The following is a 20,303-nucleotide window of genomic DNA, read 5'->3' on the forward strand; positions in this document are numbered from 1 at the left end:
GTCCGCTCGCCGGGGTCCTGACAGACGACGAACGCGACGACCGCCGCCTTCACCACGCCGCGCCCGAGCCGCGCCGCCGCCTCCGCGAGCCGCGGGTCGGCGAGCACCGCGTCCGTGCGGGGGATGCGCCGCCGCCCGTCCTCCTCGCCCGGCGGCGCCGGAACCGGCGCGGGTCCTCGATCCATGCGGCGACCTCCGTTGCGGGCGGCGCCGCGAGATCCGGTGCGGCGCACGAGACCAGCAGGGGTTACCCCTCAGGGTCGCACGCCAAACGAACCCGCGCCGGGCCTCCGGCCCTCGCTCGCCGGGGTTGCGCCGGACCGTCCCGGCTTGTTATGCATGAGTCATGCATGACCGACTCGCGAACCTGCTCGGCGCCGCCTCGCTGGCGGTCACCGACCTCGCGCTGGCCGGGGCGACCCGCGCCGCCGGGGTCAGCGCCAGCGGCGCCGGGGCGCTGGTCGTGCTCGCGCACGCGCCCGGGCTCGGCGTCACCGAGCTGGGGCGCCGCGTCGGGCTCACGCAGTCCGCCGCCGCCCGCATGCTGGACGGACTGGAGGCCTCGGGACTCGCCCGCCGCGACCGCGGCACCGGACGCGGCGTCCAGGTGCGACTGACCCCGGCCGGCGAGAAGGCGGTCGGCGCCATGCTCACCGCGCGCGGCGCGCCGCTCGCCGCCGCCCTCGCCGGCCTGGACGCGGACGAGCGCGACCTGCTGGCCGGGCTCCTCGCCAAGCTCCTGACCCGCCTGTACGCCGAGATAGGCGACGCGGACGTCATGTGCCGCCTGTGCGACCGCGGGTGCTGCACCGACGGCGCCGTCTGCCCCGTGGGGCAGGCGGAACGCGACGCCCTCGGCGGCGGGGAGCCGGCCCCGGCGGCCCCGTGACGGGCGCCCTGCTCGCCCTCGGTTCGGCGCTCTGCTACGGGATCGCCGACGTCGCGGGCGGGCTGCTGTCGCGGCGCGCGGATTTCCGCACGGTCGCCTTTCTCGGGCAGGCCGGCGGGCTGGCCTGCGCGGTCGCCTTTTCGCTTTTCGTGCCCGCGCGGGAATTGGCGTGGCAGGACCTCGCGTGGGGCGCGCCGTCCGGAGTGGGGACCGGAATCGCCATGGTGTTCCTCTACCGAGGCATCAGCGAAGGGACGATGAGCGTGGTCGTCCCCGTCAGCGCCGTCGGCGGTGTCGCGCTTCCCGTCCTCGCGGGCGTCGTATTCCTGGGCGACCGCCCCTCCCTCATGGCGTGGGCGGGGATCGCGGTGGTGCTGCCCGCGTTGTGGCTGGTCTCCCGGTCGCGGTCGGACGAGCGGGAACGGGTCAGGTCGGCGGTCGTCAACGGGCTCGTCGCGAGCGCCGGGATCGGCGTGCAGTACCTGGCCCTCGCCCAGGCCGGCGACGACGCGGGCCTGTGGCCGGTCGCGGTCGGGCGCGTGGCGGCCCTCGCGACGATCGCGCCGATGCTCGCGCGGCCGCGCACGCCGCGGTTCCTGCGGTTCCCCGACGCGCGGACGCCGTCGCTGGCGCTCGCGACGGGCGCCGTCGCGGCGACGGCGCTCGCGCTCTACCTGCTCGCCACGCAGCGGCAGCTCGTGGTGATCGCGGTGGTCCTGTCGTCGCTGTACCCGGTGGTCCCGGTGCTGTGGGGCGTCACCGCGCTGCGCGAACGGCTGTCGGCCGGGCAGGTGGCCGGGCTGGTCGCCGCCGCCGCGGCGGTGCTGCTCCTCACGCTGCCGCAGTGACGACCGGGAAGAAAGTTGACAAAGCACAACGGTGTTTCTTGTGCTTTCCTGCCCGAAAGCCATTGGTCTTCGTATTTCGCTGCGCGAAATCAATCCGTCCCGTACCAAACGCGGGTCCGGCTTGTCACTCCTGTGAGTGTCGCAGGGGGCGCGGGCTATCTAGCCTGGCGGCCCGGGTGTCCGCTCACGGAGGTGACACTTTGACAGAACTGTACGAAGGGTCGGCGCAGACCGACGATCTGTCCTCCCAGCCCTGGCGCGACGTCCCGCGCGAGGAGGCCCGGTGGATGCGGCCCCACCTGCCGGAACTGGTCGACACCATGGTCGAGGGGGTGCTGCGCAACGTCCCCGAGTACGCCCGGCCGGACGACCCCGTCTACACCGACGTGATCCGGAGCGCGGTGGCGCAGGGCATGGGGCACTTCGTGCAGATGATCGCCGATCCGGACACCCCCTGGCAGGAGGTCCACCAGGTCTTCTTCGACATCGGCTACGGCGAGGCCGTCGAGGGGCGCAGCCTGGAGCACCTGCAGAACGCGCTGCGCGTCGCGTCCCGGACGGCCTGGCGGTACCTGTCGCGGGAGGCCGAGCGGCTGAAGAAGCCCCGCGAGCTGGCGATCGCGCTGACCGAGGTGAACTTCGCCTACCTGGACCTGCTCGCCTCCGCCGCCGCGCAGGGCTACGCGCGGGCGCGGGAGAAGGCCGCCGGGGAGCGGGAGCAGCGCCGCGGCCGGCTGCTCAGCCTGCTGTTATCGCACCCGCCGGCGCCCCGCGACATCGTCGTGGAGCAGGCGGGGCTCGCGGGCTGGCCGCTGCCGGAGCGGATCGCCGTGATCGTGCTGGACCCGCGGCCCGGCAGCGGCGGCGAGGGCCCCGCGGGGCTGCCGCCGTTCCTGCTGAGCGGCGTCGACCGGGGCCGCCCGTGCCTGGTGATGCCCGACCCCGACCGTCCCGGCGGCGCCGACCGGCTCACCGCCACCGTCTCCGGCTGGACGGGCGCGATCGGCCCGTCGGTGCCGCTGGAGGAGGCCGGCGTGTCCCTGCACTGGGCGCACCGGACGCTCGACCTGATGGCCGCCGGGCGGCTCGGCGGCGCCGCGAACCCCGCCGGCGCGCAAGACCTGCCCGCCGACGCGGCCCCCGCACGCGACCGGCCCGGCGGCCCGAAGCGGCGGACCGGCGCCCCGGCCGCCGGACGGCTCGTCCGCGCGGACCGGCACCTGCCCGAGCTGCTGCTCCAGGAGGGCTGGTCGCTCGCGGAGGCGACGGCGCGGCGCCGGCTCGCGCCGCTCACCGAGCTCGGCGCGCACCGCGGCGGGCGCCTCGCGATGACCCTGCTCGAATGCCTCAAGCACGGCTTCAACGCGACCGACGCCGCCGAGGCGCTGTGCGTTCACCCGCAGACCGTCCGGTACCGGCTCGCGCAGCTCCACGACCTGTTCGACTACGACATCGAGGACCCGGCGCTGCGGCTGGAGCTGATGCTGCTGCTCCCCGTCTGGCTGCGCGACGCCGCCGACGGGGAGCACTGATCCCGGCCCGATCCGCCCGGCGCTACTCCTCCCGGGCGGGGACGGTCACGTACGGCAGCGTCCGGTCGAGGTAGGCCTTCCGGCACGCCGACCGGGCGATCTTGCCGCTGCTGGTGCGCGGGATGCCGCCCGGCTCGATCAGCACGAAGTCGTGCACGCGCAGGTCGTGCTGCTGCTTCACGGCGGTCCGCACGGCCTGCGCGACCTCGTCGACGTCCAGCAGCGCGATCGGCACCCGCCGGTTCCGCTCGGCGACCACGACCAGGCCCTCGGTGTCGCCGACGTCCACCGACACCGCCGCGGTGTACTCGCGGCGGATGCCCTTGTGCGCGTTGGACACGGTGAACTCGATGTCCTGCGGGTAGTGGTTGCGGCCGTCGACGATGACCAGGTCCTTGATCCGGCCCGTGACGAACAGCTCGCCGCCGTGCCGGACGCCGAGGTCGCCGGTGCGCAGCCACGGCCCGCGCGGCAGGCCGCCGGTGTCCCCGGACAGCTCCGCCTCGAACGTCTCCTTCGTCGCCTCCGGACGGCCCCAGTAGCCGGCCGCGACGTTCGGGCCGTGCACCCAGATCTCGCCGACCGACCCGTCCGCCTTCCGCACGCCCGTCTCGGCGTCCACGATGATCGTGTGCTGGCCGAAGGACGTGCCGCACGCGATCAGCTGGATCGCGCCGGGCGCGTCCGCGGCGCAGGGCTCGGCGGTGCCGCGGCGCAGCGCCTCGTGGTCGAACGCGGCGCGGGTCGGCTCGCGGAACCGCGACGACGCCGACACGTACACGGTCGCCTCGGCGAGCCCGTACGCGCACACCTGCGCCTCGGGCTTCAGCCCGCAGTCCTTGAACGCCTCGTAGAACCCGGTGAGGGTGCTCTCCCGGATCGGCTCGGCACCGTTCATGAACACCTGCACGCCGCTGAGGTCGAGCTTCGCCTTCTCCTCCGCGGTGACCTGCGCCGTCAGGTACTCGTAGGCGAAGTTCGGGCCGCCGGTGAACGCGTGCTTCTGCTGGCTGAGCAACTCCAGCCACCGCACGGGCCGCATCACGAACGCCACCGGGTCCATGATCACCCCCGGGTTGCCGTAGACGAGCGGCAGCGCGACGGTCGTGACGAGGCCCATGTCGTGGAACACCGGCAGCCAGTTCACCCCGGACGACTCGCGCGGGATCCCCTCGAACGTCCGCCACAGCTGCTCGGCGTTGGTGGCGAAGTTCCCGTGCGTGATGATCACGCCCGCCGGGGTGCGGGTCGACCCGGACGTGTACTGCAGGTAGGCGACGTCGTCGGGGTCGATCGGCTCGGGCGTCCAGTCCAGCGCGCCGTCCACCTCGTCCGCCACGATGATCTCGGCCGGCTCCCGGACGCCGTCGCCGGCGAGGAACGTGCGGACGGCGGGCAGCGACGCGCTCGTGGTGATGACGACGTCGGGCTCGGCGTCCTGGTAGACGGCGAGCAGCCGGTCGCCGTGCCCCGGCAGGTCCGGGGAGAACAGCGGGACGCCGATGACGCGGGCGTACATCGCGCCGAGGAACCCGGTGACGTAGTGCAGGTCCTGCGGGGCGAGCAGCGCGACGCGCCGCCCCGGCGAGGTGGCGCGGCGGATCGCGGCGGCGGTCGCGCGGGCGCGCCGGTCCAGCTCGCCCCAGGTGACGTCGGTGGCGACGCCGTCCGGGTCGGTCATGTAGTCCATGAACGTGTAGGCCCGGTCGTCGGGGAAGTCCTTGGCGAACCGGGCGAGCCGCTCGATCAGCGGGGTGCGGTCGAGCGCGGGGAGGTCGGTCATGCTCACGAAGCTCCTGGTACGGGAGGGACGAGTCAGGAGGAGACGGCGGCGCCCGCGGGCTCGCCGGCGGGCTCGGTCTCGGCGGCGGGGCCGCCGCGGCGGACGCGGCGGGTCTCGAGGCGCTCGTGGTCGGGCCAGCGGACGTCCCAGACCCAGCCGAGCCGCTCGAAGATCCAGATGACGCGGGCGCTGATGTCGATCTGGCCCTTCAGCACCCCGTGCCGCGCGCAGGTCGGGTCGGCGTGGTGCAGGTTGTGCCAGGACTCGCCGAACGACGGGATGGCGAGCCACCACACGTTGCGGGCCTTGTCGCGGGTCCTGAAGTCCTCGTTGCCGAACACGTGGCAGATCGAGTTGATGGAGAACGTGACGTGCTCGCCGACGAACACCCGCATCAGGCCCGCCCAGAACAGCGCGGTGACGGCGCCGTGCCAGGACCAGGTGAGCAGCGCGCCGAGCCCCATCGGGACCAGGAACGTCGACAGCACGATCACCGCGTAGACGGGGTCGAGGGACAGGAACCGGATGTCCTTGTCCTTCAGCAGGTCGGGCGCGTACTTGCTGCGGGACGTGCGCTCCTTGCTGAACAGCCAGCCCACGTGCGCGTGGAACAGCCCCTTGGTGAGGCCCCACACGCCCGGCCCGTACGCCCACGGGGAGTGCGGGTCGCCCTCCTGGTCGGAGTACTTGTGGTGGCGGCGGTGGTCGGCGACCCACCGGACGACCGACCCCTGCATCGCCTGCCCGCCGAGGATCGCGAGCGCGATCCGCAGCCACCGTCTGGCCTTGAAACCGCCGTGCGTGAAGTGCCGGTGGTAGCCGACCGTGATGCCGAGGGCGTTGAACGGGTAGAGGAACGCGAAGATCGCGATGTCCGTCCAGCCGATCCCCCACCCCCACAGGAAGGGGACGGCGGCCAGCAGGCCGATGATCGGCGCGACCACGAACACCACGACCGCGATGCGCTCGGGCAGCGGCACGGTGCCGGAGATGTCCGGCTGCGGGGTTCTGCTGCCGGCGTCGGCGACACCCGCTGTCATTGCGGACTCCTTAGATACGTGAGCGGAGGCGGATACGTGCGTGCGGAGGCCCCGCCCGCCGGTCCCGGGCGGCCGGTCGTCCCGGCCGCCCGGTCCCCGCGGGCGGGGCGCTGGTTCAGCAGTTGCTCTGGGCGGGCTTGCCGGCGAACCGGTCGCCGAGGAAGTTCGTCACGTCCCCGGCGGCGCCCCAGTCGGTGGACAGGTGCTCGGTCGGGTAGGTGTTCTTCCAGGTCGTGTTGATGCCGGCCTTGCAGTAGGCCTCGTGCGTGCCGTCCTCGGTCTCGTGCGGGATGATCTCCTCCAGCCAGCCGCGGTACTGGAACACCGGGAAGCCGATCTTGTACTTGGCGTTCGAGGACGCGGTGCCGATGTCGACGCCGAGCTTCTGCCGGTCGACGATGTCGCCCCAGGTGGTGCCGTCCGGGCCCTTGAGGGCGTAGATCTGGTCGAGGGACAGGCCCTGCTTGGAGAAGTTCTCGACCTTCGCGCCGAGGAACACCGCGAGCGTCCCGTACAGGCAGTTCGCCTTCACGTCCTTGATCGCCTGGGCGCCCTTGTCGTTCATCAGGTCGTCGAACGGCATCTCCGGGTAGGCGGCGTGCAGGCCGACGAGCGCGTCGGCGAGGAACCCGGCGAACAGGCTGCCGTTCAGCTGCTTGGCGGTCAGCTTCAGGTCGCCGGGCACGCCGCCCGCCGCCGCGCCGACCACGTTCAGCTCCGGCGCGTACGACGAAGCGAGCTGCGCGCCCCACAGCGCGGCGGCGCCGCCCTCGGAGTAGCCGGAGATGCCGACCTTCCCGTCCGCCTTCAGCGTCCCGCCGGGGATCTGCCGGGACGTGCGGACGATGTCGAGCAGCGCGTGCCCCGCGTTCGCGCCGATCATGTAGGTGTGCACCTGGCCGTCGAGGTAGCCGACGCCGTCGGTGGCGGCGACCGCGTACCCGGCCTTGAGCATCAGCTGCAGGTTGCCGCCCTCGTACATGTCGACGTACTGGCCGGCGAGCTGCTTGGAGAACGCGCACTGCAGGCCGGAGCCGAGGGTGCCGGGGTTGAACGCGACCGTGGGCCGCGACCCGCCGCCCTTCCACTCGGCGTCCGGCACCGCGACGGTCCCGGACACCGCGATCTTCTGCCCCTTGGCGTCGGTCGAGACGTACCGGACCTTCCAGGCGTGCATCGGCACGTCGCCGGGGATGTTGGTGAGCTTCGCCGGACGGCAGGCGAGCAGGTCGCCCGGGCTCCCGGTCACCGTGCCGGAGGGCGCCGCGTAGATCTGCGCGTCCGTGGCGTCGCAGCCCGGCGGCGCGGCCTCGGCCTGCGGCGCGGTGAGCACCGCGGGCACGGCCAGGGCGGCCCCAAGCGCCGCGGTGGTGAGCAGGGTCCGAAGTCGCATTCCTCGCTCCAGGGGTGGGTCCGGAAAGTGAACGCTGATGACTGTCCCCCAGGGGCGGCGCGGCGCGGAATGAAGCTGCGTCACAGGGTCGGGCGCCCTTATTAGCAACCAAGTCAAAAACGGGGCCTCCGGAGGCCGGGCTCGCCGAGGCCGAGGCCGAGGAGGTCACGACGGCGGTGATGGCGGCGTCGCGGCCGCTGATGGCGATCTCCGCGCGGGCGCCGGCGGCCATCCACGACTCGCTGACGCTGCCGCAGCTGCGCACGCCGCCGCGTCGGCGGGCTCGTCGACGACCCGGCTTCACCAGGTCGGTGCGGGAGGGGCAGGGCGACGGTCAGGTCTACGCTCGACCCTCCCTTTCACCGGCGCGTCCTGGGCCATTCCAATTGCGACAATCCATTGCAAATTGGTGGAGTCTTCATTAACGGTTCGCCGGTACGGGGCGGCCGGGCCGTACCGTCCCGCGCATGCGCCGAACAGCAGCAGCACTCACGACCGTCCTGGCCGCCGGCATCACCGCGGCCGCGGCGGCCACGGCGGCCGGCGGCCCGGCCGCCGCGGCGGAGCCGGAGACCTGCGCCACTCCCGCCACCCACCAGATCGCCGAGGTCCAGGGCACCGGGACCACCTCCCCGCTGCGCGGGCAGACCGTCCGCGTCGAGGGCGTCGTCACCGGCGACTTCCAGCGCGCCGACCAGCTCAAGGGGTTCTTCGTCCAGGACCCGACCCCCGACGACGACCCGCGCACCTCCGACGGGCTTTTCGTCTACTCCACGCAGGAGGTGCAGCCGGGCGACCGCGTCCTCGTCACCGGCAAGGCCACCGAGTACAACGGCCTCACCGAACTGTCGCCCGTCACCACCGTGAACGTGTGCGGCGACGGCGAGGTCGCGCCCGACAACGTGCGGCTGCCCCTGGAGGACGGCGCGAACCTCGAGCAGTACGAGGGCGAGCTGCTGCGCTTCCCGCAGAAGCTCACCGCCACCGAGACCTACCAGCTCGGCCGCTACGGCGAGATCACCGTCTCCGCCGGCGGCCGCCTCTTCCAGCCCACCGATGGACACGGCTCGACGCAGGCGGACAACGACGCGCGGCAGCTCCTCGTGGACGACGGGTCGAACGTGCAGGACCCGGCGACGATCCCGTACACCGACAAGCGCGTCCTGCGGATCGGCGACACCACGGCCGGGCTCACCGGCGTCCTCACCTACCAGTTCGGCGCCTACGCGCTCCAGCCCACCAAGACGGCGCACTTCGCCAACGACAACCCGCAGCCGAAGAAGCCGCAGCCGGTCGGCGGCGACGTCCGCGTGGCGAGCTTCAACACCCTCAACTGGTTCACCACTCTCAACGAGCGCGGCGCGAACACCGCCGACGAGCGCGAGCGGCAGCTGACCAAGCTCGTCGCCGCCCTCAAGGGCCTGGACCCGGACGTCGCCGGGCTCATGGAGGTCGAGAACAACGGCGACAGCGGCGCGCTGAAGACGCTGGTCGACCGGCTCAACGACGCCGTCGGCGCCGGAACGTACTCCTGGATCGAGAACCCGAACCCGGGCACCGACGCGATCCACGTCGCGATCATCTACAAGCCCGCGAAGCTGACGCCGGTCGGCGCGGCGCACTCGTCCGACCAGGCCGTGTTCGAGCGCCCGCCGCTCGCGCAGGCGTTCCGGCCGGTGAACGGCGGCACCGCGTTCACCCTGATCGTCAACCACCTCAAGTCGAAGGGCTGCACCGGCGCGACCGGCGCCGACACCGACCAGGGCGACGGGCAGGGCTGCTTCAACGCCCACCGCGTCGTCCAGGCGAAGGCGGTCGCCGCGCTCGCCGCCCAGGAGGAGAACCCGCTCGTCATCGGCGACCTCAACAGCTACACCGCCGAGGACCCGATCAAGGTGCTCACCGCCGCCGGCCTCGCCGGGCAGACCGAGCGGTTCGTCCGGCCGGAGCAGCGCTACTCCTACGTCTTCGACGGCATGTCCGGCGAGCTCGACCACGTGCTCGCCGGCGCCGCGCTGGCGAAGCGGGTGACGGGCGCGACGATCTGGCACGTCAACAGCGACGAGCCGACGTTCCTCGACTACAACACCGAGTACAACCAGCCGCGCTTCTACCACCCGGACGCGTTCCGCTCGTCCGACCACGACCCGGTCCTGCTCGGCCTGCGCCTGCACTGACCCCGCAGGCTCCCGTGGTGCCCGGACGTCCGGAAATCGGGCGTCCGGGCCCCTTGCGCCGCCGCTCACGGAGCGTATGATCCGGATCACACTTTCTAGTGATCGGTGCGCGCATGAACGAAGCAGCTCCCCGACTGGCGTTCGGCATCGGGTCCGACGGGACCTACACGCGGGTCGGCCAGACTCTCGCGTTCATCCTGGGCCTGCTCACCACGTTCGCGTTCCTGCCGCTCGTCGTGGTCGGCGCCGTGCTGTACACCAAGGCCGAGGGGGTCTTCCCTTCGGACGCCGACCGGGCGCGCCGGCTGGTGAACTGGTCGTGGGTCAGCATCACCGTGCCCGTCGTCCTCGCGGTCGCCGCCGGGGCGGCGGTGGCGGCGCTGACCGGCTGACGCGGGAAGAGGGCGGGGGCCCGGCGGGTTCACACTCTTTATGAGCATCCCCTTCTCCGTCCTCGACCTGGCGCCCGTGGTGAGCGGCGCCACGTCCGGCGACGCCCTGCGCAACACCCTCGACCTGGCCCGGCGCACCGAGGGGCTCGGCTTCCACCGGTACTGGCTGGCCGAGCACCACACGATGCCGGGCATCGCGAGCTCGGCGACCTCGGTGCTGATCGGGCAGGTCGCCGCGGTGACGTCGCGGATGCGGGTCGGGTCGGGCGGGGTGATGCTGCCGAACCACGCGCCGATGGTGGTCGCCGAGCAGTTCGGGACGCTGGAGGCGCTGTTCCCCGGGCGGATCGACCTCGGCCTCGGCCGGGCGCCCGGCACCGACCAGGCGACCGCGCGGGCGCTGCGCCGCTCCCCCGACGCGCTGTCGGTCGACGACTTCCCCGAGCAGGTCGTCGAGCTGCGGGGCTACTTCGCCGAGGACAGCACGGTGACGCCGGCGGCGGGCAACGAGCCGCCGGTGTGGCTGCTCGGGTCCAGCGGGTACAGCGCGCGGCTGGCCGGGCTGCTCGGGCTGCCGTTCGCGTTCGCGCACCACTTCAGCGCCGAGAACACGGTGCCGGCGCTGGCGCTGTACCGCGACTCGTTCCGTCCGGGGATGCTCGACGAGCCGTACTCGATGATCGGCGTGTCGGTGACGGCGGCGGAGTCCGACGAGCGGGCCCGCGAGCTCGCCGCGCCGCAGGCGCTGGCGTTCCTGCGGCTGCGGCAGGGGCGGCCGGGGAAGCTGCCGACGCCGGAGGAGACCGCCGCGCACCCGTACACGCCGCTGGAGCGGCAGATGATCGACTCGCGGCTCGCCGACCAGGTCATGGGCGGCCCGGAGACCGTGCGGCGGCAGATGGACGCGCTGGTCGAGCGGACCGGCGTGAACGAGGTGATGGTGACCACGCAGGTGTTCGACCACGCCGACCGGATCCGCTCCTACGAGATCCTCGCGGAGCTGTACGACCTGAAGACCGTCGAGCCGCCCGCCGCCAGCGGGCTCTGACCTAGAAACAGCGGGCTCTGACCTCCAACTAGCGGGCTCTGACCTCGAAGGCGAAGGGGACGGTCCCGGGGTCGGGGAGCGCGGTGCCGCCGTCCACCGACAGCACCGCGCCGTTGACGTAGGACGCCTCGGGGCCGAGCAGCCACAGCACCGCCGCCGCGGCCTCCTGCGGGGTGCCGGGGCGGCGCTGCGGGACGAGCCGGGTGACCTCCGCGTACGCCTCCTCGCGGCCGAGGCCGAGCGGCGCACCGAACTCGCTCATCTCCGCGTCCGCCATCTCGGTGCGGATCCAGCCGGGGCACACCACGTTCGCGCGGACGCCGCGCGGCCCGTAGTCGGCGGCGATCGTCTGCGTGAGCATGGTCAGCGCGGCCTTGGACGTCGCGTACGCGGCGCCGTCCAGCGGGGCGCGCAGCGCCGCGACCGACGACACCGCGACGAGGGCGCCCTTCGCCTCGATGAGGTGCGGGAGGGCCGCCTTCGCCAGCAGGAACACCGACGTCAGGTTGGTGCGCAGCGTGACGTCCCAGTCCTCGGGGGTGAGGTCGAGGACGGCGCCGGCGCGCATCACGCCGGCGTTGGCGACGAGGCCGTCGAGGCGTCCGTGCGCGGCGACCACGCCGTCCACCAGGTCGGCGACGGCGTCCGGGTCGGACACGTCGCAGACGCGCGGTTCGGCGCCGGTCGCGGCGGCGACCCGCTCCAGCGCGTCCTTGCGCCGCCCGCAGATCACCGCGGTGTCGCCGCGCTCCGCCGCCGCCGCGGCGACCGCGGCCCCGATCCCGCTCCCTCCGCCCGTGACGATCAATACCCGTCCCATGCGCGTCCTTCCGTCGAGTTGTGGGGGGGGGGGGCCGCGCACCGGGCGGCAGGGGAGCGGCGCGCCAACCCCGCGCCCCCGGCGCGCCCGCCCGTGGTGTGGGGGCGTGCCGCCCCTATGACGGTGCTCATAAGGGCGGCACGCCACAAGGGAACGTCTTCAGGTGCCCAGGTAGGCGGCTTGGAGGAGTTCCGGGTTCTTGCGGAGGGGCGCCGCGGGGCCGGAGTGGGTGAGGCGGCCGCCGGCCAGCACGTGCGCCGTGTCGGCGATCTCCAGCGCCAGCGTGGCGAACTGCTCGACGAGCAGCACCGCGACGCCGCCGTCCGCCAGCGCGCGGACGGCCGGCAGCAGCCGCTTCACGATCACCGGGGCGAGGCCGAGCGACATCTCGTCGATCAGCAGCACCGACGGCGACATCGCGAGCGCCCGCGCCAGCACGACCATCTGCTGCTCGCCGCCCGACAGCAGCCCGGCCCGCACGTCCATCCGCTTGCGCAGCTCCGGGAAGAGCTCCAGGGCGCGGTCGGCGGCCGGGCCGCGCCGCACGGCCCGCAGGTTCTCCGCGACGGTGAGCTGCGCGAACACCGTCCGGCCCTGCTCGACCAGCGCGATGCCGCGCCGCGCGCGCCGCACCCGGTCGAGGCCGGCGATGTCGTCGCCGTCCCCGGTGAGCCGTCCCGACGTGATCGGCAGCACCCCGGCGACGGCCTCCAGCAGCGTCGTCTTCCCGGCGCCGTTCGGGCCGAGCAGGACGGTGACCTCGCCCGCCGGGACGGTCAGGCCGACGTCCCGGACGATCGGCGCGCCGCCCCGCCCGACCGACACCGCGTCGAGCCTCAGCTCCTTCATGTGAGGGCCACCTCGTCTCCCAGGTAGGCGCGGGCCACGTCGGGCCGCGCGAGGACCTCGGTGGGCGGGCCGGACGCGATGACCTCGCCGAAGTCGAGGACGACGATCCGCGCGCAGGCCCGCCGGACCATGTCCAGGTCGTGCTCGATGAGCAGGACGGACGCGCCGTAGCGGGCGGGCACCTCCACGAGCCGGTCGGCGAGCGCGAGCGACTCGGCGTGCGCGAGGCCGGCGGCGGGCTCGTCCAGGACGACGAGCTCGGGGCGGGCGAGCAGCGCGGCGGCGACCTCCAGCAGCCGGCGGCTGCCGACGTCGAGGTCGGCGACGTGCGCGTCCTCCGGCGGGCAGCCGAGGAACTCCCGGACGTCGCCGACCTCGGCCGGGGTGACCCGCCGGTGCGCGGCGAACCGCAGGTAGGCGCCGACGGTGAGGCCGGTCGGGACGCGGTCCTGCTGGAAGGTGCGGCGCAGCCCGGCGGCGGTGCGGCGGTGTACGGGCAGGCCGTCCAGCCGGCGTCCGGCGAGCGTGACACTCCCGGTCGCGGAGGGGATGAAGCCGGACAGCGCGTCGGTGAGCGTGGACTTGCCCGCACCGTTCGGCCCGATCAGCCCCATGACGGTGCCCTCCGGGACGACGAGGTCGACGTCCTGCAGCGCTTTGACCTGCCCGTACCGCACGCTCAGCCCGCGCACTTCCAGGAGCGGTTCGGTGCCGAGCGGCGGTTCGCCGCCGGACGTCGCGGCGCGCGGCGGCGGGACGGGCGCGGGACGCCGGGCGCGCAGCCGCCGGGCGAGGCCCTCGCTGACGCTGCTGCCCTGCGACAGCGCCTGCACCGCGCCCGCGCCGAACAGGACGTTCGCCCAGTCCTGCGAGATCCCGGCGCGGCGGAACAGCTCCGGGACGAACGTCATCAGCACGCCGCCGAACAGCGCGCCGCCGACGTACTCGGCGCCCGCCATGACGGCGACGACGAACAGCGCGAGCGACCCGATCGTCTGGAAGTTCTGCGCGGTGATCATGCCGACCTGGCCGGCGAGCAGCCCGCCCGCGACGCCCGCCGCGAACGCGCTGGCGGCGAACGCGGACAGCTTCGCGCGGGCGACGCTCGTGCCGGACGCGGCGGTGGCGCGCTCGGAGAACCGGACGGCCCGCCACGCGGCGCCGGTCCGGGTGCGTCCGAGCAGCTCGGCGCCGATGCCGGCGATCACGAACACCAGGCCCGCGTAGACGAAGTACTGCCGGTCGGTGGCGAGGAAGCCGGGCCGTCCGACCTGCTGGTAGGAGTCGACGCCGGGGAAGTTGACGGCCGACACGACGACGTCGGCCGCCGCGGCGAACCCGAGCGTGACGACGGCGAGGTGCACGCCGCGCAGCCGCAGCGCCGGGAGCCCGACGACGAGGCCGAACGGCATCGCGGCGAGCCCGCCCGCGACGACCCAGACGATGATCGAGCCAGGGACGTCCCAGACGCTGAGCCGCGCGACCGTCCACGCGCCGACGGCGGCGAACGACAGCTGGCACAGCGAGTTCATGCCCGCGCGGCCGACGGCGCCGAGGCCGAGCAGCGCGACCGCCGACATTAGCGCCGACGTCGCGAGGAACAGCCAGTACTCGGGGACCACCGCGGCCGCGACCGCGATGACGACCAGCGCCGCGAGCGGCTGCCGGAGGAACTCAACGCGCCGCATCCCACACCTCCCGCCTCTGCGACCAGATCAAGATGGCGAGGATCGCCAGGAACGGCACCGCGTCGCGGTACTGCGCGAGCTCGCCGACGTGGGCGAGCGCGCCCTGCAGCGCGCCGAGCCCGAGGCCGCCGGCGACGGTGAGGCCGAGGCTGCGGAACCCGCCGACCAGGGCCGCCGTGCAGGCGGGGATCGCCATCAGCGCCAGCGACGTCTGGTCGCTGGTCTGCTGCGGCGCGACGACCAGCAGGACGGCGGCGGACAGCAGCCCGGTGACCGCCCACATGCCGACGCCGAGGCGGCGGCTCGGGATGGCGTGCAGCTCGGCGGTCGTCGGGCGTTCGGACAGGGCGCGCAGCCGCAGCCCGAGGACGGTCCGGGCCAGCACGAGCCACGCCGCGCCCGCCACCACGACCGTGCCGAGCACGCACACCGCGGACGCCTGCGTGATCGTGATGCCGTCGACCGTGAACAGCGAGCCGCCGAACTCCCCGGGCATGCGGCGCGGGTGGGTGCCGAACGCCAGGTAGGAGGCGGCGAGCAGGCCGACGAGGAACGCGATGGAGATCGCGGAGCGCTGGTCGGTGCCGGCCTCCCCGAACCATTTCCCCATCACCCAGCCGAGCGCGGCGGCGACCAAGACGGCGGCGAGCAGCCCCGCGAGGGCCGCGAGCCCGTACGGCCAGCCGTGCTCGGCGGCGACCGCCATCGTGTAGACGCCGATGACGCCGATCGCGACCTGCGCGAAGTTCACCACCCTGACCAGCCGGAACATCAGCGTGAGGCAGAGCCCGAGCGCGGCGTAGGCGCCGCCGCCGGCGAGTCCGGCGATCGCTCCCTCAACCATTGGGCAGCCTGACCCAGTCGGGGGTGAGCACCGTCCAGCCGTTGCCGCCCGGCCGGACGAACTTGCCCGCGAGGTTGGAGGCGTGCGCGTCGCCGGGGCCGAACGCGAACGGGGTGCCGGTCATGCCGGACGGCAGCGGGCGCAGGGTCCGCAGCGCCCGCAGCACGGACGCACGGGTGATGTCGCCCTTGATCCCGCGCAGCACGGTGACGAGATGGGTCGCGGCGAGGTAGCCGCCCTGGGCGAACGAGGTGAGCGGCACGTGGTGCCTGGTCATCGTGGCCCTCCAGTCCTGGTTGGCCGAGGAGCGGACGTCGGTGTACGGCTCGAACTCCGACAGCGCCACCACGTCCGCGCCGGACGGCCCGAACGCGCGCGCCGCCTGGTCGGTGTAGGTGGAGGTGAGGAAGAGCCACTTGACGCCGGTGACGTTCTGGGCGTGCGCCGCCTTCACCCAGCCGACGTCCATCGGCTCGGTGCCGTTGAAGAAGACGCCCTGGCAGCCGGCCGCGCGGGCCCGCAGGATGTAGGGCGTGTAGTCGGTCGTCTGCGCGGACAGGCTGCGGTCCTCGATGAGCAGCCGCTTGCCGGTCAGCTTCGTCCAGCGGGTGACGCCGTCGTGGTAGGCGCGTCCGGTGCTGCCGATGATGGAGAAGAACCCGCAGAGCCGGTTCAGTCCCAGGTGCTCGGACGCGTAGTAGAGCGTGAGGGTGGTGCCGAGGAACGGGCCGACGTTCGTCGGCGAGATCGTCGGGGACCGGAAGCAGCCGGGGTCGACGCCGGTGCCCTGGATGTCGGCGATCGCGTAGCGGTCGTAGAGCGGGCCGTCGACCTGGCAGTCGACCAGGCTCGCGCCGCCGGCGAGGGCGACGGCGTGCTTGTTCTGGATGACGTCGCGGGCGGCGAGCGCGGCGGTCGCCGGGTCGCCCTTGTCGTCGCCGGCGGTGTAGGCGATCTTCCGGCCGTTGATCCCGCCGGCGGCGTTGACGTCGTCGAAGACGGCGCGGGCGGCCTGCGACGCCTCGGGGAAGGTGACCGCGCCGCTGAGCGTCGACACCGACCCGATCCGGATCGGGCCCGTGCCGGCGTCGGCGCCGGTCGCGCAGCCGGCGGCCGCCGCGAGCAGCGCCGCCGCCGCGAGGATCGTGCCGATCCGCATGTCAGACGCCCTCGGCGGCGTACACGACCCGGCCGTCGAACACCGTCATCGCGACCGGCGTGTCCGGCAGGTCGTGCGGGTCGAGCCCGGTGAGGGTGCCGTCGAGGACGGTGACGTCGGCGGCCTTGCCGGGTTCGAGGGTGCCCTTCCAGTCCTCGGCGAAGTCCTGCCAGGCGGCGTTGGCGGTGTAGGCGCGGACGGCCTCGGCCAGCCCGACGCGCTCCTCCGGCCCGTACGTCCGGCCGCTCGCCTTGGACTCGCGCAGCAGCATCGCGGCGATGCCCTGCCGCCAGTTCGGGTAGGTGACCGGCGCGTCGGAGCTGGCGGTGACGGGAATCCCGGCGTCGACCGCGGACCGGACCGGCCACTGGTAGGCGGCCCGGTCGGGGCCGAGCATCTCCTCCATCATGTCGGCGATCGTCCATTTGATCGCCGGGTTCATGTTGGCGCCGAACCCGTGCGCGGCGAGCTTGCGGAGGCTGCGGGGGCCGACGAGGTCGGCGTGGATGACGTAGTGCCGCGGGTCGTCGCGGGGGTGCTCGGCCTGCGCCGCCTCGAACGCGTCGACGACGGCGTCGATGGCGAGGTCGCCGGTGACGTGCACGCCGAGCTGGTGCCCGGCGGCGTGCGCGAGCCGGATCATCTCGGTCAGCTCGCGGGTGCGCAGCGCGTCGGCGGCGCCGTGCACGCACAGGCAGCCGTGGCCGCCGGTGGTGTACTCCTCGCTCATCCACGCGGTCTTGTTCGGCGGGATGCCGTCGGCGAACAGCTTCACGCCGAGGACGCGCAGCAGGCGCGGGTCGACGCCGTCCGGAATCTCGGCGCTCGCCAGCCCTTCGGCGATCTCGGCGGCGGACCCGCCCATCCCGGTGAGCAGCAGCAGGACGCTGACGCGGGCGCCGAGGTCTCCGGCGCGCGCGAGATCGGCGTAGACGTCGAGGGTGAGCTGCCCGGCGGCGCCCGCGAACAGGCTCTTGCCGCCGGGGCCGAGGCCGGGCTCGGTGTAGCTGGTGATGCCCTCGCGCTGCAGCGTCGCGACGGCCTCGCGGATGGCGCGCTCGATCTGGTCGCGGGTGTAGGCGGGCAGGTGCCGCTGGACGAGGGCCTGCGCGCCCTCGGCGAGCAGCCCGGTCGGGTTGCCTGCGCCGTCGACGTGGATGACGCCGCCCTCCGGGACGGGCGTGTCGGCGGTGACGCCGGCGAGGTCGAGGGCGCGGGAGTTGGCCCAGGTGAGGTGGCCGCTGAAGTCCTGGAGGTAGACGGGGTGGTGCGGCGCGACGGCGTCGAGGTCGGCGCGGTCGGGCATCCGGCGGCCGTCGGCGCATTCGGTGAGGTATCCGGTGTCCCAGCCGTTGCCGCGGATCCACGCGCCCTCCGGCAGCCGGGACGCGGCGTCCTTCACGGCGGCCTGCACGTCGGCGATGGAGCGCACGGCGGGGAACCCGACGTCCAGCGCGAGCGGCGGGCGGGTGGAGCCGAACGCGCAGCCGTGCAGGTGCGAGTCGTTGATGCCGGGCAGGACGGTCCGGCCGCGCAGGTCGACGACCTCGGTGCGGGGGCCGGCCAGCGCGCGGATCGCGTCGGTCGCGCCGACCGCGGTGACGGTCCCGCCGGTGATCGCCACCGCGCGGGCGGTGCGGAACGCGGCGTCGGCGGTGAGCACCTCGCCGTCCAGCAGCACCAGGTCGGGGGTTGCCTGGGGATCGGGGTTCGCGTGCATGTGCGCCTCTTCATTCGGGCCCAAACGTATTTGCGAACGTACGGGGCCAAACGAAGACCGGTCAATAACGGGCGGGTAACGGTGTGAGCCCCCTCACAAGCGCACGCGGGCATGCCGGAACCGCCGGCGCCGCACCGGGCGCCGGCGGTCCCGGCCGGGCTTCAGGCGGTCAGCCGGCGAACGCCTCCTCGATCACCTCGAGCCCCTCGATGAGCAGGTGCTCGGGGATGACCAGCGGAGGAAGGAAGCGCAGCACGTTGCCGTACGTCCCGGCGGTCAGCACCAGCACGCCCGCGGCGTGGCAGCGCCGCGCGATCTCGGCCGTCAACTCCGGGTCGGGGTCCTTGGTGCCGGGCCGGACCAGCTCGATCGCGATCATCGCACCGCGCCCCCGGACGTCCCCGATCGCCTCGTGCTTCTCCGCGAGCGCGCGCAGCCGGGGCAGCATGATCTCCCCGATCCGGCGGGCCCGCTCGGTCAGCTTGCCCTCCTCGATCTCCTCCAGGACGGCGAGGGCCGCCTCGCAGGCCAGCGGGTTGCCGCCGTAGGTGCCGCCGAGCCCGCCGCCGTGCACCTTGTCCATGATGTCCGCGCGGCCGGTGACGCCCGCGAGCGGCAGCCCGCCCGCGATGCCCTTCGCCGTCGTGACCAGGTCCGGGACGATCCCCTCGTGCTCGCAGGCGAACATGTCGCCCGTCCGCGCGAAGCCCGTCTGCACCTCGTCCGCGACGAACAGGATCCCGTTCGCGCGGCAGAACTCCGCGATCGCGGGCAGGAACCCGGGCGCCGGCTCGATGAACCCGCCCTCCCCCTGGATCGGCTCGACGACCACCGCCGCCACGTTGGACGCGCCGATCTGCTTGGTGATCTGGTCGATCGCCTGCGCCGCCGCCTCCGGCCCGCAGTTCTCCGGCCCCGTCGGCCACCGGAACGGGTACGCGAGCGGCATCCGGTACACCTCGGGCGCGTACGGGCCGAACCCCTGCTTGTACGGCATGTTCTTCGCGGTCAGCGTCATCGTCAGCAGCGTCCGGCCGTGGTAGCCGTGGTCGAACACCACGACCGCCTGGCGGCCCGTCGCGTACCGGGCGATCTTGACGGCGTTCTCCACCGCCTCCGCGCCGCTGTTGACCAGGATCGACCGCTTCTCGTGGTCGCCCGGCGTGATCCGGTTCAGGTTCTCGCACACCGCCACGTACGACTCGTACGGCGCGACCATGAAGCACGTGTGGGTGAACCGGTCCGCCTGCTCCTTCACCCGCGCGGCGACCCGCGGATTCGCGTTGCCCACGCTCGTCACCGCGATGCCGGAGCCGAAGTCGATCAGCGAGTTGCCGTCGGCGTCGACGACCACCCCGCCGCCCGCGTCCGTCACGTACACCGGCAGCACGCTGCCGACGCCGGGCGCCACCGCCGCGGCGCGGCGCTCCTGCAACTCCCGGGACCGCGGCCCCGGGATCTCGGTCACGACGCGTCGCTCCTGCGGCAGGCGCTCGCCGCCGCTCAGGTTCTGGCTGGTCATGGCGCGAACATAAGCCGAACCACCCCTACGATGAACCGTACGGGACGGCGAAATCCGTCCAAAGCTTTGGACATGAGGGAGTGCGGGTGCCGCCGACGCTGGCCGCCGTGGCGGCCCTGCCGCAGCTCGGCCTGCGCTCCCTCACCGGCCCGCTGCCGGACGCGCCGGTCGTGTGGGTCGCGGTCAGCGAGCTGGAGGACCCCACCCCGTTCCTCGAAGGCGGCGAGCTCGTCCTCACCACCGGCATGCGGCTCACCGCCGGCGGCGCCGCCCGCTACGTCGACCGGCTCGTCGGGCGCGGCGTCGCCGGGCTCGGCTTCGCGGTCGGCGTCATCCACCCCGGCGTCCCGCCCGAGCTGCTCGCCGCCGCCCGCGACCGGGGCCTCGCGCTGCTGGAGGTGCCGCGCCCCACCCCGTTCATCGCGATCGGCAAGGCCGTCTCGCGGATGCTGGCCGCCGAATGGTACGAGGACGTCACCCGCGCGTTCCAGGCCCAGCGCGAGCTGACCCGCGCCGCGCTCACCGGGCCCGGCGCGCTCGTGCGGCGGCTGGCGCGGCTGCTCGGCGGATGGGCGCTGCTGCTGGACGCGTCCGGCGCC

The 20,303-nt window shown here is 73.7% G+C and carries 18 protein-coding genes; 7 read left to right on the top strand and 11 right to left on the bottom strand.

Going from position 1 to position 20,303, the window contains the following annotated elements:
• Positions 1-185: hypothetical protein (locus F9B16_RS37165; RefSeq protein ID WP_225992280.1), on the bottom strand; the 185-nt coding region annotated here is incomplete at its 3' end.
• 161 nt (positions 186-346) lie between these two features.
• On the opposite strand from F9B16_RS37165, the gene F9B16_RS37170 reads away from it, so the two are divergent.
• The 3 genes from F9B16_RS37170 to F9B16_RS37180 all read left to right on the top strand — a co-directional run bounded on the left by F9B16_RS37170 (position 347) and on the right by F9B16_RS37180 (position 3,269).
• A complete protein-coding gene (locus F9B16_RS37170; RefSeq protein WP_151544915.1) occupies positions 347-889 on the top strand; it encodes a MarR family winged helix-turn-helix transcriptional regulator in 543 nt (180 codons plus the stop codon).
• A complete protein-coding gene (locus tag F9B16_RS37175) occupies positions 886-1,737 on the top strand; it encodes an EamA family transporter (protein WP_225992281.1) in 852 nt (283 codons plus the stop codon). The genes F9B16_RS37170 and F9B16_RS37175 overlap by 4 nt, the downstream gene beginning before the upstream one ends.
• Positions 1,738-1,937: 200 nt before the next feature.
• Entirely contained in the window at positions 1,938-3,269 is a 1,332-nt protein-coding gene (locus F9B16_RS37180; protein ID WP_225992282.1) for a PucR family transcriptional regulator, read from the top strand.
• 22 nt (positions 3,270-3,291) lie between these two features.
• Here F9B16_RS37180 and F9B16_RS37185 read toward each other — a convergent pair whose 3' ends face one another.
• The 3 genes from F9B16_RS37185 to F9B16_RS37195 all read right to left on the bottom strand — a co-directional run bounded on the left by F9B16_RS37185 (position 3,292) and on the right by F9B16_RS37195 (position 7,485).
• Positions 3,292-5,052: a fatty acyl-AMP ligase gene (locus F9B16_RS37185; protein ID WP_151544916.1), complete on the bottom strand. Its 1,761-nt coding sequence runs from the start codon at positions 5,050-5,052 to the stop codon at positions 3,292-3,294.
• 32 nt (positions 5,053-5,084) lie between these two features.
• Entirely contained in the window at positions 5,085-6,092 is a 1,008-nt protein-coding gene (locus F9B16_RS37190) for an acyl-CoA desaturase (protein ID WP_151544917.1), read from the bottom strand.
• Between the two features lie 115 nt (positions 6,093-6,207).
• Positions 6,208-7,485, bottom strand: a complete 1,278-nt coding sequence (locus F9B16_RS37195; RefSeq protein WP_151544918.1) for a lipase family protein — start codon at positions 7,483-7,485, stop codon at positions 6,208-6,210.
• Between the two features lie 467 nt (positions 7,486-7,952).
• Between F9B16_RS37195 and F9B16_RS37205 the strand changes: the two genes are divergently transcribed.
• From F9B16_RS37205 to F9B16_RS37215, 3 genes are all read left to right on the top strand, one after another.
• Positions 7,953-9,662, top strand: coding sequence for an ExeM/NucH family extracellular endonuclease (locus tag F9B16_RS37205; protein ID WP_151544919.1), 1,710 nt, complete (start codon positions 7,953-7,955; stop codon positions 9,660-9,662).
• Positions 9,663-9,775: 113 nt separating this feature from the next.
• Positions 9,776-10,054, top strand: a complete 279-nt coding sequence (locus F9B16_RS37210) for a hypothetical protein (RefSeq protein WP_151544920.1) — start codon at positions 9,776-9,778, stop codon at positions 10,052-10,054.
• A gap of 40 nt (positions 10,055-10,094) precedes the next feature.
• Positions 10,095-11,102: an LLM class flavin-dependent oxidoreductase gene (locus tag F9B16_RS37215; RefSeq protein WP_151544921.1), complete on the top strand. Its 1,008-nt coding sequence runs from the start codon at positions 10,095-10,097 to the stop codon at positions 11,100-11,102.
• Between the two features lie 28 nt (positions 11,103-11,130).
• Here the strand turns inward: F9B16_RS37215 and F9B16_RS37220 are convergent, their stop codons facing one another.
• From F9B16_RS37220 to gabT, 7 genes are all read right to left on the bottom strand, one after another.
• Complete coding sequence (locus F9B16_RS37220) at positions 11,131-11,922, bottom strand: SDR family NAD(P)-dependent oxidoreductase (protein WP_151544922.1); 792 nt, start codon at positions 11,920-11,922, stop codon at positions 11,131-11,133.
• 159 nt (positions 11,923-12,081) lie between these two features.
• Positions 12,082-12,771 carry an ABC transporter ATP-binding protein gene (locus F9B16_RS37225; RefSeq protein WP_151544923.1) on the bottom strand — a complete coding sequence of 230 codons (690 nt, stop codon included), beginning with the start codon at positions 12,769-12,771 and terminating at the stop codon, positions 12,082-12,084.
• Positions 12,768-14,459, bottom strand: coding sequence for a branched-chain amino acid ABC transporter ATP-binding protein/permease (locus F9B16_RS37230; RefSeq protein ID WP_151544924.1), 1,692 nt, complete (start codon positions 14,457-14,459; stop codon positions 12,768-12,770). Before F9B16_RS37230 ends, F9B16_RS37225 begins: the two co-directional genes overlap by 4 nt.
• Entirely contained in the window at positions 14,446-15,303 is an 858-nt protein-coding gene (locus tag F9B16_RS37235; RefSeq protein WP_151544925.1) for a branched-chain amino acid ABC transporter permease, read from the bottom strand. The genes F9B16_RS37230 and F9B16_RS37235 overlap by 14 nt, the downstream gene beginning before the upstream one ends.
• A complete protein-coding gene (locus F9B16_RS37240; protein ID WP_151544926.1) occupies positions 15,296-16,462 on the bottom strand; it encodes an ABC transporter substrate-binding protein in 1,167 nt (388 codons plus the stop codon). Before F9B16_RS37240 ends, F9B16_RS37235 begins: the two co-directional genes overlap by 8 nt.
• Position 16,463: 1 nt before the next feature.
• Positions 16,464-18,182 carry an amidohydrolase gene (locus tag F9B16_RS37245; protein ID WP_151544927.1) on the bottom strand — a complete coding sequence of 573 codons (1,719 nt, stop codon included), beginning with the start codon at positions 18,180-18,182 and terminating at the stop codon, positions 16,464-16,466.
• Positions 18,183-18,351: 169 nt separating this feature from the next.
• Positions 18,352-19,704: a 4-aminobutyrate--2-oxoglutarate transaminase gene (gene gabT, locus F9B16_RS37250; protein ID WP_151544928.1), complete on the bottom strand. Its 1,353-nt coding sequence runs from the start codon at positions 19,702-19,704 to the stop codon at positions 18,352-18,354.
• A gap of 86 nt (positions 19,705-19,790) precedes the next feature.
• Between gabT and F9B16_RS37255 the strand changes: the two genes are divergently transcribed.
• Positions 19,791-20,303, top strand: a 513-nt coding sequence (locus F9B16_RS37255) for a PucR family transcriptional regulator ligand-binding domain-containing protein (protein WP_192809177.1), incomplete at its 3' end; no start/stop codon positions are given.

It is taken from the genome of Actinomadura montaniterrae (assembly GCF_008923365.1).
GTDB lineage: Bacteria > Actinomycetota > Actinomycetes > Streptosporangiales > Streptosporangiaceae > Spirillospora > Spirillospora montaniterrae.